This window comes from Trinickia sp. NRRL B-1857 (genome assembly GCF_050470685.1).
GTDB lineage: Bacteria > Pseudomonadota > Gammaproteobacteria > Burkholderiales > Burkholderiaceae > Trinickia.
In genome coordinates, this window is the sequence record NZ_JBFLUK010000011.1 from 2,213,389 (window position 1) to 2,227,027 (window position 13,639).

General features: G+C 61.7%; 14 protein-coding genes. 7 read left to right on the forward strand and 7 right to left on the reverse strand.

What is annotated here, in order from left to right; translation table 11 throughout:
* The 5 genes from AB1286_RS30250 to AB1286_RS30270 form a co-directional block, all read right to left on the reverse strand.
* Positions 1-1,968, reverse strand: coding sequence for a beta-galactosidase (locus AB1286_RS30250; protein ID WP_430366871.1), 1,968 nt, complete (start codon positions 1,966-1,968; stop codon positions 1-3).
* A gap of 96 nt (positions 1,969-2,064) precedes the next feature.
* On the reverse strand, positions 2,065-2,916 hold the full coding sequence (locus tag AB1286_RS30255; protein ID WP_430366872.1) for a carbohydrate ABC transporter permease: 852 nt from the start codon (positions 2,914-2,916) through the stop codon (positions 2,065-2,067).
* A gap of 10 nt (positions 2,917-2,926) precedes the next feature.
* Positions 2,927-3,781 (reverse strand): carbohydrate ABC transporter permease, encoded by an 855-nt coding sequence (locus tag AB1286_RS30260; protein WP_430367364.1) that lies wholly within the window; start codon positions 3,779-3,781, stop codon positions 2,927-2,929.
* Positions 3,782-3,903: 122 nt separating this feature from the next.
* Positions 3,904-5,145 (reverse strand): ABC transporter substrate-binding protein, encoded by a 1,242-nt coding sequence (locus AB1286_RS30265; protein WP_430366873.1) that lies wholly within the window; start codon positions 5,143-5,145, stop codon positions 3,904-3,906.
* A gap of 65 nt (positions 5,146-5,210) precedes the next feature.
* Positions 5,211-6,377 (reverse strand): ABC transporter ATP-binding protein, encoded by a 1,167-nt coding sequence (locus AB1286_RS30270; protein WP_430366874.1) that lies wholly within the window; start codon positions 6,375-6,377, stop codon positions 5,211-5,213.
* Between the two features lie 248 nt (positions 6,378-6,625).
* Here AB1286_RS30270 and AB1286_RS30275 point away from each other — a divergent pair, with 248 nt between their 5' ends.
* The 6 genes from AB1286_RS30275 (at position 6,626) to AB1286_RS30300 (ending at position 11,702) form a co-directional block, all read left to right on the forward strand.
* Positions 6,626-7,639 (forward strand): LacI family DNA-binding transcriptional regulator, encoded by a 1,014-nt coding sequence (locus AB1286_RS30275; protein ID WP_430366875.1) that lies wholly within the window; start codon positions 6,626-6,628, stop codon positions 7,637-7,639.
* A gap of 334 nt (positions 7,640-7,973) precedes the next feature.
* Entirely contained in the window at positions 7,974-8,945 is a 972-nt protein-coding gene (locus tag AB1286_RS30280) for a protoglobin domain-containing protein (protein WP_430366876.1), read from the forward strand.
* 4 nt (positions 8,946-8,949) lie between these two features.
* Positions 8,950-9,336, forward strand: a complete 387-nt coding sequence (locus AB1286_RS30285; protein WP_430366877.1) for an STAS domain-containing protein — start codon at positions 8,950-8,952, stop codon at positions 9,334-9,336.
* Complete coding sequence (locus AB1286_RS30290; protein WP_430366878.1) at positions 9,326-9,727, forward strand: anti-sigma regulatory factor; 402 nt, start codon at positions 9,326-9,328, stop codon at positions 9,725-9,727. Before AB1286_RS30285 ends, AB1286_RS30290 begins: the two co-directional genes overlap by 11 nt.
* Positions 9,724-10,344 carry a SpoIIE family protein phosphatase gene (locus AB1286_RS30295; RefSeq protein ID WP_430366879.1) on the forward strand — a complete coding sequence of 207 codons (621 nt, stop codon included), beginning with the start codon at positions 9,724-9,726 and terminating at the stop codon, positions 10,342-10,344. The genes AB1286_RS30290 and AB1286_RS30295 overlap by 4 nt, the downstream gene beginning before the upstream one ends.
* Complete coding sequence (locus AB1286_RS30300) at positions 10,341-11,702, forward strand: PAS domain-containing protein (RefSeq protein ID WP_430366880.1); 1,362 nt, start codon at positions 10,341-10,343, stop codon at positions 11,700-11,702. Before AB1286_RS30295 ends, AB1286_RS30300 begins: the two co-directional genes overlap by 4 nt.
* 8 nt (positions 11,703-11,710) lie before the next feature.
* Here AB1286_RS30300 and AB1286_RS30305 read toward each other — a convergent pair whose 3' ends face one another.
* A complete protein-coding gene (locus AB1286_RS30305) occupies positions 11,711-12,148 on the reverse strand; it encodes an anti-sigma regulatory factor (protein ID WP_430366881.1) in 438 nt (145 codons plus the stop codon).
* Positions 12,145-13,104 (reverse strand): DnaJ C-terminal domain-containing protein, encoded by a 960-nt coding sequence (locus AB1286_RS30310; protein WP_430366882.1) that lies wholly within the window; start codon positions 13,102-13,104, stop codon positions 12,145-12,147. The genes AB1286_RS30305 and AB1286_RS30310 overlap by 4 nt, the downstream gene beginning before the upstream one ends.
* Positions 13,105-13,392: 288 nt before the next feature.
* Between AB1286_RS30310 and AB1286_RS30315 the strand changes: the two genes are divergently transcribed.
* Complete coding sequence (locus AB1286_RS30315; RefSeq protein ID WP_430366883.1) at positions 13,393-13,617, forward strand: hypothetical protein; 225 nt, start codon at positions 13,393-13,395, stop codon at positions 13,615-13,617.
* Positions 13,618-13,639 lie beyond the last annotated feature (22 nt).

Consider the following 13,639-nt stretch of genomic DNA (forward strand, 5'->3'; position numbering starts at 1 on the left):
TCAGTCTTCTTCGATCCAAGCGGCAACGTCGATCGGGCCCACGATCGGGCCGCCGAGCACGAACCGCGCGCCTGCCTGCGCCGGCACGCGCTGTTCGCGATTGCCGTAATTGACCGCGAATCGCAATGCGCCGCGCCGCCGCAAGCGCAGGCCTTCGGGTAAGCGCGCCGTATCGATACCGGCGTCACGCACACACTTCGCCAAGGCCGCGCCGAGCGCCACGCGGTCGAAGCACGCAGTCATATAGGTGACCCGATCGCGCCGAAGCAGTGCCGGCAAACCGTCGTCGAACCGAGCGACGACTTCCGTTTCGACACCCGGTTGGACATGCTCGCGCCATCTCACCGCCTCGCCCTCGATGCCGTCCAAGCGGAGCGTCGGCCGAAGGGACGGACGCAGCGATTCCACTTCGACGACGCGAGCCGGCAGCGCAGAGCGCAATTTGCCGGGCGGCAAGCCCTCGACAATCGCGAACGTCTCCGTTTTCGATCCCGTGCGCGGCCCGAATACCCAGTGATTGGCGCCGCGCTCGATCTGCTCGACGACGCAATCGGGCAGGATCGGCAAAGTAGGGGCCACCACGAGCCGATAGGCGCCTACATCGTCCCGGGCAGAGACGATATCGACGTCTAGCCCCATCTCGCGCAACGCGCTGTACCACTCGAAGACGAGGTACTGATAGTCGAAATCGGCGCCATGCCGTTGCGTTTCGATGACCCACTCGGCTTCGTAGTCGAACAGTAGCGCGACCGGCGCGCGCTCGCTCGGCATCGGATCCTGCGCCAGCGGTCCAAGCGCAAGCAACTCGGCGCCGACGCGCGATACTTCTTGGCCACCGGGCGAAAGTTCGTCGTCGGGCGAATTGAGCCCCGAGTGCATTTGCTCTTGCGCGAAGGGACACTGCCGCCAGCGGAAATACGATACGAGTTCGGCCCCATGCGCAAACGCCTCCCACGTCCAGAGCCGCACCATGCCGGGCTTCGGCACGGGATTCCAAGGCGCCCAATTCACCGGCCCGGCTTGCTGCTCCATCACCCACATACGCCCATTGCCGACGCCGCGATAGAGATCATGGCTGAACGCCGATACGTCGGGGTGCCCGGTACGTGCCCAGCGATGCTTCTCGGCTTCGGGCAACGGCAGCACTTCGGTGCGCGGCACCGGGTAGCTATCCCATGCCGCCACGTCGAGGCCGCGCCGGGCGAATGCGTAGTGATCGAACGCCGCATAAAAGCCCATGAAGTTGTGCAAGAGATCACGTCCAGGAGAATGCTTTCGAATAGATTCGGCTTGCAACTGATGGAAGCTCGCTACCTCGTCCGACTGGAAGCGACGAAAATCGAGCACGTGCGACGGATTCGCGTCGGTCGGCGTATGTTGCGGCAACTCGATTTCGTCGAAGCTACGATACTCCATGCTCCAAAACACATTGCCCCAGGCTGCATTGAGCGCACCGATCGTTTCGTAGCGTGCCGCCAGCCACAGACGAAAGCGCCGCAGCGCCGCCGGCGTATAGCTCGGCAACGTATTGTGACAACCGAATTCGTTGTCGGTCTGCCATGCGACAACCGCCGGATGTTCGCCATACCGGCGCGTCATCGCTTCGACGATGTGTCCACAGTGTTCCCGATAGGTAGGACTCGATATGTCGTAGTGCCGTCGCGAGCCGAATTGCATGACGGTCCCGTCCTGCAACACGGGCAGGATGTCGGGATGCGCATCGACGAGCCATTTCGGCGGCGAGGCGGTCGGCGTACCGATGACGACCTTGAGCCCATAACGTGCAAGCGTATCCAAGGCGCGGTCGAGCCACGGCCAATCGTAGCGTCCGGGCTCGGGCTCGATGCGAGACCACGCGAATTCGGCGATCCGTACGCGCGATATGCCCATTCGCGCCATGCGCTGCGCATCGCTATCCCATTGATGTTCCGGCCAGTGCTCCGGGTAATAACAAACGCCAAGCCGCATTTAAGATTCCTTGATTGCGTCGACGAAGGCTTGCGCGCCAACGCCGCGCACACCTGCATGTCTTGAGATGAGTGATAGATGCGTGCGGCGCATCGGTCAACCTTTCGTGGCGCCGAACGTCAGGCCCGCAACGAAATGTTTTTGCATAGCGAAGAACATCGCCACCGACGGCAACGCCGCCAGGACGGAGCCCGCCGATACAAGGTTCCAGGCCGTCGTCCACTGTCCTTTGAGCGCGGCCACGCCGACGGTGATCGGCGCGGCATCGTCGCCTTGCGTGAGGCATAGCGCCCAAAAGTAGTCGTTCCAAACGAACGTGAACACGAGAATCGCCAAGGCGGCCAGCGCCGGCCGCACGAGCGGCAGCACCACGCGCATGTAGATCGCCCATTCGCTCGCACCTTCGATGCGCGCCGCCTCGATCAACTCGTAGGGAAGTTCGCGAATGAAATTGCGCAAGAACAGCGTACAAAATCCCGTTTGGAACGCCGCATGAAATACGATCAGCGCCCACACTGTGTTGTAGAGATTGAGACTCGCCATCAATTCGCGCACGGGAATCATCAGAATCTGAATCGGCACGAAGTTGCCCGCCACGAACAAACCTAGCAACGCGGCATTACCGCGAAAGCGGTAATTGGCCAGCGCATGCCCGGCCATCGAAGCGAGGAAGATCGAGATAGCGACCGCCGGCACCGTAATGACACAGCTATTCCAAAAGTAATGGAGCATCGGCGTCTGCGTGAGCGCGGTGCCGTAGTTCGCGATCAGCGCGAAATGCTTGGGCCAGCCCCAATAATCGCCGGCTAATAGTTCATCGCTCGAGCGCACCGACGTCACCAGCACGGCCAGCAAAGGAACGAGCCAGGCAATGAGTGCGATCGGCAAAGACAAGCGATAGATCGCCCTCGGTACGGGGCGCCACCGCTGAACGGGCATTGGATACATAAAACGCTCCTTACGACTCGTTGCGCACGAGGCGCCGCAGTTGCCAGGCGATATAGACGAGCATGATGGCGAAAAGCACGACGGCGATCGCGGCCGAATAGCCTTCGCGGTAGTACTTGATCGCTTGGTCGTACATGAAATAGGCAAGCACGGTCGAGCTATCGAACGGCCCGCCGCCGCTCATCACCGAGATGAGATCGAAGCTGCGCAATGCGCCGATGACGGTCAATACGACCGCCATGAACGTGGCCGGCCGCAACTGCGGCAAAATCACGTGCCAAAGAAGCGCCCAACCGCGTGCGCCTTCCATGCGGGCCGCCTCGATGATCTCCGGATTGATGCCTGTGAGCCCGGTCAGATAGAGGATCATGCAAAAGGGAATCTGCGGCCACAGCGCGGCGAAAATGATGCCGTAGGTGACATAGCGCGGATCGCCGAGGACGGGAATGCCGTGGCCCACGATCAGCTTCAATAAGCCGAACGTCGGATCGTAAAACCAAGAGAAGACGAGCCCCACGACGACACCGGGCAACACGAACGGTGCGAAGAACAGCGATTTCACGAGCCGAATGCCGAACACGTTCTGATTCAAGTACAACGCAAGCGCCAATCCGGCAGGCGGCGCGAGCAGAAACAGCACGAGCCAAATCAGGTTGTTCTTCAGCGCGACATAGAACGTATCGGATGCAAACATCTCGCGATAGTTATCGAGGCCGGCGAACGTCTTGTCCGTCATGCCATCCCAATGATGGAAGCTGAGCCAGATGCTGCTCACGATCGGATAAATGACGAAAACGCAGAACAGCACCAAGCCCGGCAGCAAGAACAGCAACGCGGCCCGCGTGCGACGCCCGCCGAGCGGCATGGGCTTCTTAGCCGCCGCGCACGTGCCTCGCCGCAACGATCGCTGAGTTACGGAAATCGACATTGATTCGCACTCCGACAAAATTGGCCGGGGGCGACACGCCCCCCGTTCGCTCGATGCGCCTACTTCTTGTAAATGCGCTTACGCGTGGCTTCGAGGTGTTGCAAGATCGAGTCGAGCTGGTTCGGATCCGAATAGAACTGCTGCATCGCCTTCATGCCCTCGTCGGCCATCTCCTTCGTCATATCGCGGTCGTAGAACTGAGCGATACCGCCCGTCGTCGAAGAAAGCGTGTGAAAGCCCACCTTCGATATCGGATCTTGGGGCTCGGCGGCCTGGTTGTTCGACGGCAGCTGCCCCCAGCCCTTCGCCAGTTCGCCGTTGATCTGCGGCTGTCCCATGAATGCGAGCAACCGCCGGGCGTCCGCTTTGTTTTTGGCCTTGGCCGGCATGATCAACACGTTGACGGGGCCGTCCTCGGCGACGGGCACCGATGCGTCGATGATCGGGAAACGGAAGTAGCCCATCTGGCTGCGCGTGGCGGCCGGCAGGCCCGCGGAAAAGAACGTCCCCATCAACATCATCGCGGCTTGTCCGTTCACGAGCAGCGGGCTAATGGAATCGACGTCGTACGAGAGCGCGTTGTCGACGAAATACTTATCGTCGATCAAGGTCTTCCACGTTTCGTACACATGCTTCACGCGCGGATCCGTATAGGCCACGTCGCCGGCCATCAACTGCTGGTGGAAGGCATAGCCGTTGACGCGCAGGTCGAGATAATCGAACCACGCCGCCAGCGTCCAAGCATCGCGCGCGGGCACGGCGATCGGGGCAATGCCGGCCGCCTTCAGCTTCTTACAGTCGTCCAGCAGTTGCGCCCACGTAGTGGGCTCCGACGCGATCCCGGCTTTTTGGAACAAGTCCTTGCGGTAGAAGAAACCATACGCGTCGGTACCGAGCGGCACGCTGTACTGCTTGCCCGCGTAGGTCGACGAGCTCTTGACCGATGCGTAGTTCTGATTCCATCCGTTCTTTTGCCAATCGGGCGTCAGATCCGCGAGCAAGCCGCGCTTGGCGAAATAGGCCATACGTTCGCCGTTGTGCCAGCTCAGCACATCGGGAGGATCCGTCGCGAGCCAGCCCGACATCTGAACCTTGTAGGCCTCCTCGCCCACGTAGCTGACTTTCAGATCGACATCGGGATTCGCCTTCTTGAATTCATCGAATGCGTTCTGCCACGTGGAGCGCTGATTGCCTCGCGCCGATACGGTGACATTCAGCGTTCCGGCCTGCACAGTCGATACCGCGGCGAGCGCGGTGCAAGTCATGCAAGCGAGCGCGAGCATGCGAACGGGTAGCTTCATTTCTGTCTCCTTTCATTGGTCTTGGGGTCGGCGCGCCGACTGTCTACTGCATCGATTGGCTTCTGCTATGCGGGGACGAGGGCGTCGCGCGCTCGATCGAGCGCGATCGCATTACCTCTTTCATCGAACAAGTGCCACGCGCCGTCGGCAAGCTGAAATGACTGCCGGTCCCCGGGGCGCAGCGCCGACGTGCCCTGAGCCTTGGCCAACAAAGGCGCGCCGCCGGGCTGATCGAGGTGGACGTAGGCTGCCTCGCCGAGCTGCTCGACGAGCTGTACCGTTCGCACGATCGATTGCCTACCGACAGTCGCGTCGGTTTCGGAAGCAGCCGCCAGATGTTCGGGCCGAATGCCGAGGGTAACGGGCTGGCCGGCCGAAAGCGGCAGCCGCGTCGCGTTACCGGGCAACGTCAAGCGTTCGTCGCTATCGCTTAACCGCAATCCGATCGAATCCGCGTCGACCGACTCGATCGTGGCCGGCAGGAAATTCATCCTCGGCGAACCGATGAAACCGGCCACGAATAAACTCGCGGGCCGATGATAGAGATCGAGCGGCGCGCCGACTTGCGCGATGCTGCCCGCGCGAGCAACCTCATCGCCCGAACGCAGCAGGACGATTTTGTCGGCCAGCGTCATCGCTTCCACTTGATCGTGGGTCACGTAGACCGAGCTAGCTTCAGGAAAGCGGCTATGCAGACGCGCGATTTCGATACGTGTTTGGCCGCGTAATGCCGCATCGAGATTCGAGAGCGGTTCGTCGAATAGAAATACTTTCGGTTCGCGCACGATCGCACGCCCGATCGCTACGCGCTGGCGTTGTCCACCCGAAAGCTCCCGAGGCTTGCGCTCGAGCAATGCTTCAAGTTGCAGCACACGCGCGGCCTCGCCGACGCGCCGGCGAATTTCGTCCTTCGGCACGCGTGCGATACGCAGCCCGAATCCGATGTTTTCGAATACCGTCATGTGCGGAAACAGCGCGTAGCTTTGGAACACCATCGCGACGCCGCGCTCGGCCGGGGGCGTCTCGTTCATCCGTTCCCCCGCGATGCAGAGCTCACCCGTGGTCAAGTCTTCGAGGCCCGCGATGATGCGCAACAGCGTGGACTTGCCGCAGCCCGACGGGCCCAAGAACACGCAGAACTCGTGCTGTGCAATGTCGAGGTTGACGTCGCGCAGGACCGGCGCGTGCTGACCGTATTGCTTCGAAACATGCCGCAACGAAATGGCCGCCATCATGCTCTCCGGTCGTCGGACGTCGTGTCGACGACAACAAAATTTAAGCGCTTAAATTTCTGTCGCCAAAACGGGGCATATGCTCGTACCATGTCGTCTCCGCTGTTATGCATCGCTATCGTGATGGGATGGAACGTAGCGCAATCGACGAGGGTTGCGCAACTTTTGGGAAACCATCCCAGCATTTGAACAATGATCGCGATCCGTGCCGAGAGGCCGGCGCGTGTTGAAGTCGGGGGAACGAGTTTGTGGTGACGCTTGCCGAAGTCGCGCGACGCGCGAAAGTCACGGGCGCAACCGTTTCGAACGTATTGCGCAATCCGCAGAAGGTGAAGCCCGAAACCGTCGAGCGAGTCATGGCGGCGATTCGCGAGCTCGGCTATCGGCCGAATCTGACCGCGCGTGCATTGGCGCGAGGGCGCACTTCGACGCTTGCGCTCATGCTGTCGAACATTACCAATCCGTTTTATCCGGAGTTCGTGTTAGCCGCCGAACGGGAAGCGCGCAAGCGCGGGTATTTCCTGCTCGTCTGCAATACCGACGACGACCCCGCGATCACCCGGGCCTATTTGGAGCAAATCGCCGGCTCGCTTGCGTCGGGGGTCATCGTCATGAATACCGATCTTGGCGAGGGCGAATTGACGGAGATGGCGCGCAAGGGCATCGCCGTCGTCCTTTGCATGTGGGAGCACGTTCAGGCATCGCGGGCGCTGCCTTGCGTCACGGTCGATTTTGCGGCGGCCGGCGCGCTCGCCGCGGCACATCTGTCGGGGCTCGGGCATCGCAAATTCGGCGCACTCGTCGGTGCAGGCTCGGGCGGCCCGCAGACGATTCGGCTCGACGGCTTCGCGACGGCCCTCGCGGCACACGGCCATTCGGAGAAATCGCTCGTCGTCGTCCACTCGCACGACTCGATCGAAAGCGGATACGAAGCCGCCGTGGAACTCATGCGGAATAAACCGGCCGTGACGGCGATGTTCGCCACGAACGATTTGATGGCGATCGGCGCGATGCAGGCGGCTGCCGATCTTGGCAAGCGTGTACCGGACGATTTGTCCGTGATCGGCCTGACCGACATCACGTTGGCCCATCAATTCCGTCCGGCATTGACGACGATTCGGCTTCCCACCGCCGACATCGCCGCTCGCTCCGTTGCGCTCGCGCTTGAAATGGTCGAAGGCACGGCACCGACGCAAGAGCGTTACGTCGTTCGCGGACCGGAGCTTATCGTGCGCGAATCGACAGGCCCGAGGAAGCGGTGAAACGACGACTGCAATCGTTTTTACGTCTACGCATCGAGCCGATGGGGCTCATTGCACCCAACCGGCATCAACCTTGCCAGTTTGCCGCGCGTGTCTATACTTCGAGCAATTGCGTAATAAGCGGGTTGGATCGGCTCGGCGCGAGGACAAGCAGTCCTGCTTCCCATTGTTGCGGCATGGCGTGAATTGAATTCGCATTACATACCGGGCCGCCATTGTCCTGCGCCTAGGTGAGCCGCCGGCACGCCGACCGCTGCCGTACGGCCGTGTCAGATCCCCGAATCCAATGTGTGTCCTGGGGCGCTCGCCCCCGACAGCAACCGAGGAGGTGCGCATGCCAGGCCAGGCCGAATCACGCGAGTCGCTCGCAATGATGCATCAAATGGGGCTCTCGAGCGGAGCAATCGAGCGCCGCAAGCAAATCGTCGGCCTCACGCCGGGCGACCTGACACGAATAGAAACCATCAAAGATGTGGTGCTAAGGCAGTTGGACGAATACGCGTCCGCCTTCTTCGACCATCTTGCGAAACTCGATGAGGCGCATCCGCTGATCGAGAACCGCGCATTGGCTGAGAAAGCGCGGCAATTGAAGCTCGAGCATTTGCGCGGTCTCGTCTCCGGCGATTACGGCGAGCGATACGTCGAGCAGCGGATCGAATTGGGGCTGCTTTACGCAGCGGCGGGGCTCGACACGCGCGTCTTCTTAGGCGCGTTTCTGAATCTACTTAAGCATATCGGCACGCAAGTCGTGAAATACGCCGATCGTTCGCCGGTCGACGCATTTGAGGCATTCATGTCGCTTAAGAAGGTCGCATTCTTCGACCTTGGACTCATTGTCGACGTCCTCGTCTTCGAGCGCGAGCGCATCATTCGCCAGCAACAGGACGCCATACGCGAACTCTCGACGCCGGTCCTCCAATTGCGCGATCGGTTATTGCTGTTGCCGATCATCGGCGTGATCGACACGTACCGCGCGCGCCTCATCACCGAGAGCTTATTGGAAGCGATTCGGACCAACCGCGCAAAAATGGTCGTGATGGATATCACGGGCGTCGCGACGATCGACTCAAGGGTTGCGAACCATATCCTGCAAACGGTAACCGCGGCGCGCTTGATGGGCGCGAAGGTCATCGTGACCGGGATTTCCGCGCCGGTGGCGCAATCGCTCGTCGCCCTAGGCATCGAGCTTAACGGGCTCGACACCGTAGGCGATCTCCAAGGCGGCATCGAGTTGGCCGAACGCAATCTCGGCTATCGCGTGATAGAAGGCGAGCAGATCCAAGCGCTCGCAAACGTAGCGAGTTGAGATCGTGTCAGCTCCTATCCTCAGACTTGGCGACGTGCTCGTCACCACCATACAGTCGGCGCTTTCCGATCAAGACCTCGTCCAGCTACGGGACGATTTCGCCGCAAAGGTCGGGCTGTTCCGAAGCCGGGGCGTCGTCATCGACGTCACGGCGCTCGACGTACTCGATTCGTTCGCCACGCGCACGCTGCGCGGCATCGCCTACGTCGCGAAGCTGCGCGGGGCGACAACGGTCGTCGTCGGCATCCAGCCTGAAGTTGCGTTCGCGATGGTGCAATTGGGCCTTGATCTCGAAGACGTGGCGACGGCGCTCGATCTCGACGAGGGGCTCGAGTATCTACGGTATTCCGCAGGTGCGAGCGCGGGAGGGAGCCAGCCTCATGCCGGCTGAAATCCGCGTGCCGATCGAGCGCGAGACCGACGTCGTCATCGCGCGCCAAAAGGGCCGCGAACTCGCGGCCGAAGCGGGCTTTTCGAATACGGATCGCACGATCATCGCACTCGCGATTTCGGAGATCGCACGCAACATCATCAGCTATGCGCATCGCGGCGAAGTCATCATGTGCCAGATCAACGACGGCGCCCGCATAGGGATCTCGATCGTCGCCGAGGACGAAGGCCCCGGCATTGCCGATATCGAACTCGCGATGCGCGACGGTTATTCGACCGCCAAGAGTTTGGGCGTCGGGCTACCGGGCACGAAGCGGATTATGGACGAGTTCGAGTTGACGTCCGTCGTCGGCAAAGGCACCACGGTCCGCATGAAGAGGTGGCTACGATGACGGCCCCCCTAGCGCCGCGCCGCCCGGTGATCGAATGGGGTTGGGCGGGCCGCGCACTGGAGCATATTTCGGGCGATATGCACGCCGTCGTCGAGTGCGAACATGGGGCGCTCGTCGCGCTGCTCGACGGCCTCGGACATGGCCCGGAAGCCGCGAAGGCCGTCAGCGCCGCCATGCCGGTCATCGAGGCGCACGCGGGGGCATCGGTGGCCGATCTCGTGCAACGATGCCACGACGCGCTGCGCAAGACGCGCGGCGCCGTCATGAGCGTGGCGTGGTTCGATGCGCGCGACGCGTCGATGACTTGGACGGGGGTCGGCAACGTGGATAGCCTGCTCATCCGCGCTGCCCCCAACGCCTCATCGAGCGACGAGGCGATCGCGACGCGCGGCGGCGTCGTGGGCTACCGCTTGCCGCCCTTGCGCGTGGAGCGCTATCCCGTGACGCCGGGAGACACGCTCGTGATGGCAACCGACGGCATTCAAAGTACGTTCGGCAAAGGTATCGTCATGCAGTTCGGCGTGCAAGCCATCGCGGAGTCGCTTTTGACGAAGTATGCGAAGGGAACGGACGATGCGCACGTGGTCGTGGCGCGGTACATGGGAGCGCCGCCATGACGACGAGGCTTGCCGCGCTGCGCGCCGAGTATTTGGCCGGTCTTAGCGCTTACCTCGAACGCGAAAGCGAGGCCGGATTCGCGCATGCCTATGAGCTGGGGCGGCAAGCGATGGCCGACGGAATGGGATTGCTCGACATGGTCGCGGCACATCGCGCCGCACTCGACACGCTCGTTCTCCCGTGCCCACCCGCCGAGCATCCCCGCTTGCTGGAGGCGTCGACCGCCTTCTTCAACGAGCTTCTCGCGCCGTTCGAGCTATCCATCAACGGCTACCGCGCGGCCCTGGCCGCAAGCGAAGAACGGTTCGAATTGGCCATTAGCGGCGCAATGGCGGGACTGTGGGACTGGAACCCTCAGACCGACGAGATGTATTTCTCGCCCCTCTTCAAGCGAATCATGGGCTACAGCGACAACGAATTGCCCAACGAGCGCCAAGCCCACCTGAACGCAATCGATCCGAGAGACTTCGAACAAGCCGCCCAGTCGTTGGAGTCGCATTTGACGCATCGCCGCGTCTTCGATGTCGAATACCGCATTCGCACGAAGCTCGGCGAACTACGCTGGGTGCAATGCCGGGGCCAGGCGTTGTGGGACGAGGCGGGCGTCCCGTATCGGATGGTCGGCTGGATCCTCGACATCACCGATCGCAAACGCGACGAAGAAGCGCTACGTGCGTCGCGCGAGGAGTTGCGGCGTTTGTCGGCGCACGTCCAGCAAGTTAGGGAGGAAGAGAAAGCGCGGATCGCACGCGAACTTCACGATGACCTCGGGCAACAGCTCACGGCCTTGAAGATGGCGACATCGATCTTGGAGTACCCCGCCGACGGCGAGAAGCGGTGGCCGCCACCGGATGCGCTGAGCGGCATCTATGGAATGATCGACGAGCTCGTCCGATCCGTGCGACACATCGCCGCCGATTTGCATCCGGTGATCCTAGACGACTTGGGATTGCTTCCCGCCATCGAAAGCTTGATCGACGAATTTTCCGCGCGCTATCGCATCCGCGTCATTCGCCGCATCGAGGCGGGTACGATCGATTTCAATCGCGAATGCCGAATCGAAATGTTCAGAATGGTGCAGGAAGCCTTGACCAACGTAGCGCGGCATTCGGGCGCGAGCGAAGTGGTCTTGGAGATGTTGCGAGAGGACCCGCATTGCATCGTGCGCGTTGTCGACAATGGGCACGGCGCCTTGCACGACGGATCGAAGGGGCGGCATTCTTTCGGGCTACTCGGTATGCGCGAGCGAGCGACGCTGCTCGGAGGGGAAATTCGGATCGTCACGCAGCCCGGCGCGGGATTTTCCTTGACCGCGATTTTGCCGCTCGCTTCCATCGAAATGAAAAAGGCGCGGTGAATCGCTTGTCATTCGTCGTGTAGATCGTCCTTATTCCACTGGGTCAACGTAACGGTGACGCCGGCGCCGGCGGCCGATTCGATATGAAACTCGTCGACAAGCCGCTTTGCGCCCGACAGCCCTAACCCGAGGCTGCCCTTCGTCGAATATCCATCCTGCATCGCGCGCGCGATATCGGAAATACCGGGGCCTTCGTCGCGCGCCACCGCGACGATACCTTGTCGCTCGCCCTCGGCCACGGGCGCAAACGATATGCGTCCCCTGCCCGCGTGAACGACAATGTTGCGCGCGATCTCGGTGACGGCGGTCGCCAATGCCCCAGCTCGCTTATGCGTAAAGCGCTCGTGCAGCGCCAATTCCAAGACCGTCTTGCGAGCCCAATCGACATCCGAGGGGTCGCTGACGAATACGTAGCTTCTTTCGCCTTCGGTGCGGTGGGCGCTCATCTCGGTGCCATGCGGCGCTCAGCCGCCGCGAAAAGCTCGCGCAACGAATCGCGCTCTCGCTCGGTCAGATGCACGGCGGCGGCCGGCATGGCGAGCACGACGCGCAGCGTCAGATCGCCTCGCGTGCCGTTGCGGTCGGAGAGCCCCTGCCCGCGCAAACGGATCGTCGTGCCCGGTCCCGAATTGGGCTCGATCGTGACCGGCAGGGCGCAACCTAGCACCTGAGCTTGGTATGAGCCGCCCAGCATGGCCGTGACGAAATCGACCTCGATATCGCAAGCGACATGCAGCCCATCGCGCCGAAATGCCGAACTGCACACGACCACGATCGAAAAAATCGCATCGCCCGCCGCGCCGCCGTTGGTCCCCGGATGGCCCGCGCCTTCGACGACCATACGCTGCCCGTCCCAAGCGCCGGGCTCGACCTTGACCGTCTCGCACTTGCGATAGGACACCACGCCCTTGCCGAAACACAACGGGCAACGGCTGCGCGCATGCCCACGACATTGGTCGCAGACGCCTTGCACCATGTAGCTCACATCCACGGCCCCGCCGTGAATCGCCGCTTCGAGGGGCACGAACAGCTCGGTCAGGCAATTTGCACCGCGTAGCGGCGGTCCGCTGCGATGGCCGCGTGAGGGCGGCTCGGTTGCAGCTTCGCCGTGTGCCTGTTCCGACGTCTGCCCCCAAGTCCATGTCCAGTCCGGCGCCGGCTTCGACGCGGGTGTAGGCGTACGCACAGGCGAAACGCTGGCCGAGATCGGCGCTTTGCGTTCGCCGATCAGAATTTCGAACGCCTCTTGGATACGCTTGAACACCGGCTCGACCGACGCTTCACGCCCTTTATTTCGGTCCGGATGATACTTCGCTCTGAGCCGCCGGTACGCGCGCTTGACGTCCGCCGGCGTGGCTGTGCCCGGCAGTTCTAGCCGCTTGTAGTATTCGTCGAGGCTCACGCGCTCTCCCCGTTGTCTTGCTCGAAGCGCAAGTCTACCAAGAAGATTCGACGACACCTTAAGTGCGACGGTGAGACAGCGGCGGTTCGCGCTTCGATTTGCGCGTACGCAACAGCAGTTCGGCGATCGAGGGATGCATCGCGAGCGTACGCCGGAGATGTGAGCCAAGAGTCGACGGCAAAGCGGTGCGATTCGATTTTTACGCGCCGTTTGCAATCATGCCTTCGTTATTTATCCTATTTCAATAGGCGCGGCGCCAGAATGGTCCGATCCATTTTGGAGGATGTCATGCTCGGCTTTACGTTTTGGAAGCATGCCGTGAAAGAAGAATCTCTCGCGACGTCCAAATCGTTGCACACCTTCGACCGTCGGCATGCCCGCAGGAAACTACAGTATGAATTCGCTTTGGCAGGGGCCGTGATCGCCGCGATTGCAATCACAGCCGGTTGGCCTGTGGCGGGCCTGGTTGTCTATCTAGCTTCAGTACTGCCGTTCTTGTTTTCGCTGGCGTAGCAGTAAACGCGCTGAGATCGAG

Coding starts and splice junctions, on each gene's coding strand:
- AB1286_RS30250 (WP_430366871.1), bottom strand. CDS start 1,968: ATGCGGCTTGGCGTTTGTTATTACCCGGAGCACTGGCCGGAACATCAA.
- AB1286_RS30255 (WP_430366872.1), bottom strand. CDS start 2,916: ATGTATCCAATGCCCGTTCAGCGGTGGCGCCCCGTACCGAGGGCGATC.
- AB1286_RS30260 (WP_430367364.1), bottom strand. CDS start 3,781: ATGCCGCTCGGCGGGCGTCGCACGCGGGCCGCGTTGCTGTTCTTGCTG.
- AB1286_RS30265 (WP_430366873.1), bottom strand. CDS start 5,145: ATGAAGCTACCCGTTCGCATGCTCGCGCTCGCTTGCATGACTTGCACC.
- AB1286_RS30270 (WP_430366874.1), bottom strand. CDS start 6,377: ATGGCGGCCATTTCGTTGCGGCATGTTTCGAAGCAATACGGTCAGCAC.
- AB1286_RS30280 (WP_430366876.1), top strand. CDS start 7,974: ATGCCAGGCCAGGCCGAATCACGCGAGTCGCTCGCAATGATGCATCAA.
- AB1286_RS30290 (WP_430366878.1), top strand. CDS start 9,326: ATGCCGGCTGAAATCCGCGTGCCGATCGAGCGCGAGACCGACGTCGTC.
- AB1286_RS30295 (WP_430366879.1), top strand. CDS start 9,724: ATGACGGCCCCCCTAGCGCCGCGCCGCCCGGTGATCGAATGGGGTTGG.
- AB1286_RS30300 (WP_430366880.1), top strand. CDS start 10,341: ATGACGACGAGGCTTGCCGCGCTGCGCGCCGAGTATTTGGCCGGTCTT.
- AB1286_RS30305 (WP_430366881.1), bottom strand. CDS start 12,148: ATGAGCGCCCACCGCACCGAAGGCGAAAGAAGCTACGTATTCGTCAGC.
- AB1286_RS30315 (WP_430366883.1), top strand. CDS start 13,393: ATGCTCGGCTTTACGTTTTGGAAGCATGCCGTGAAAGAAGAATCTCTC.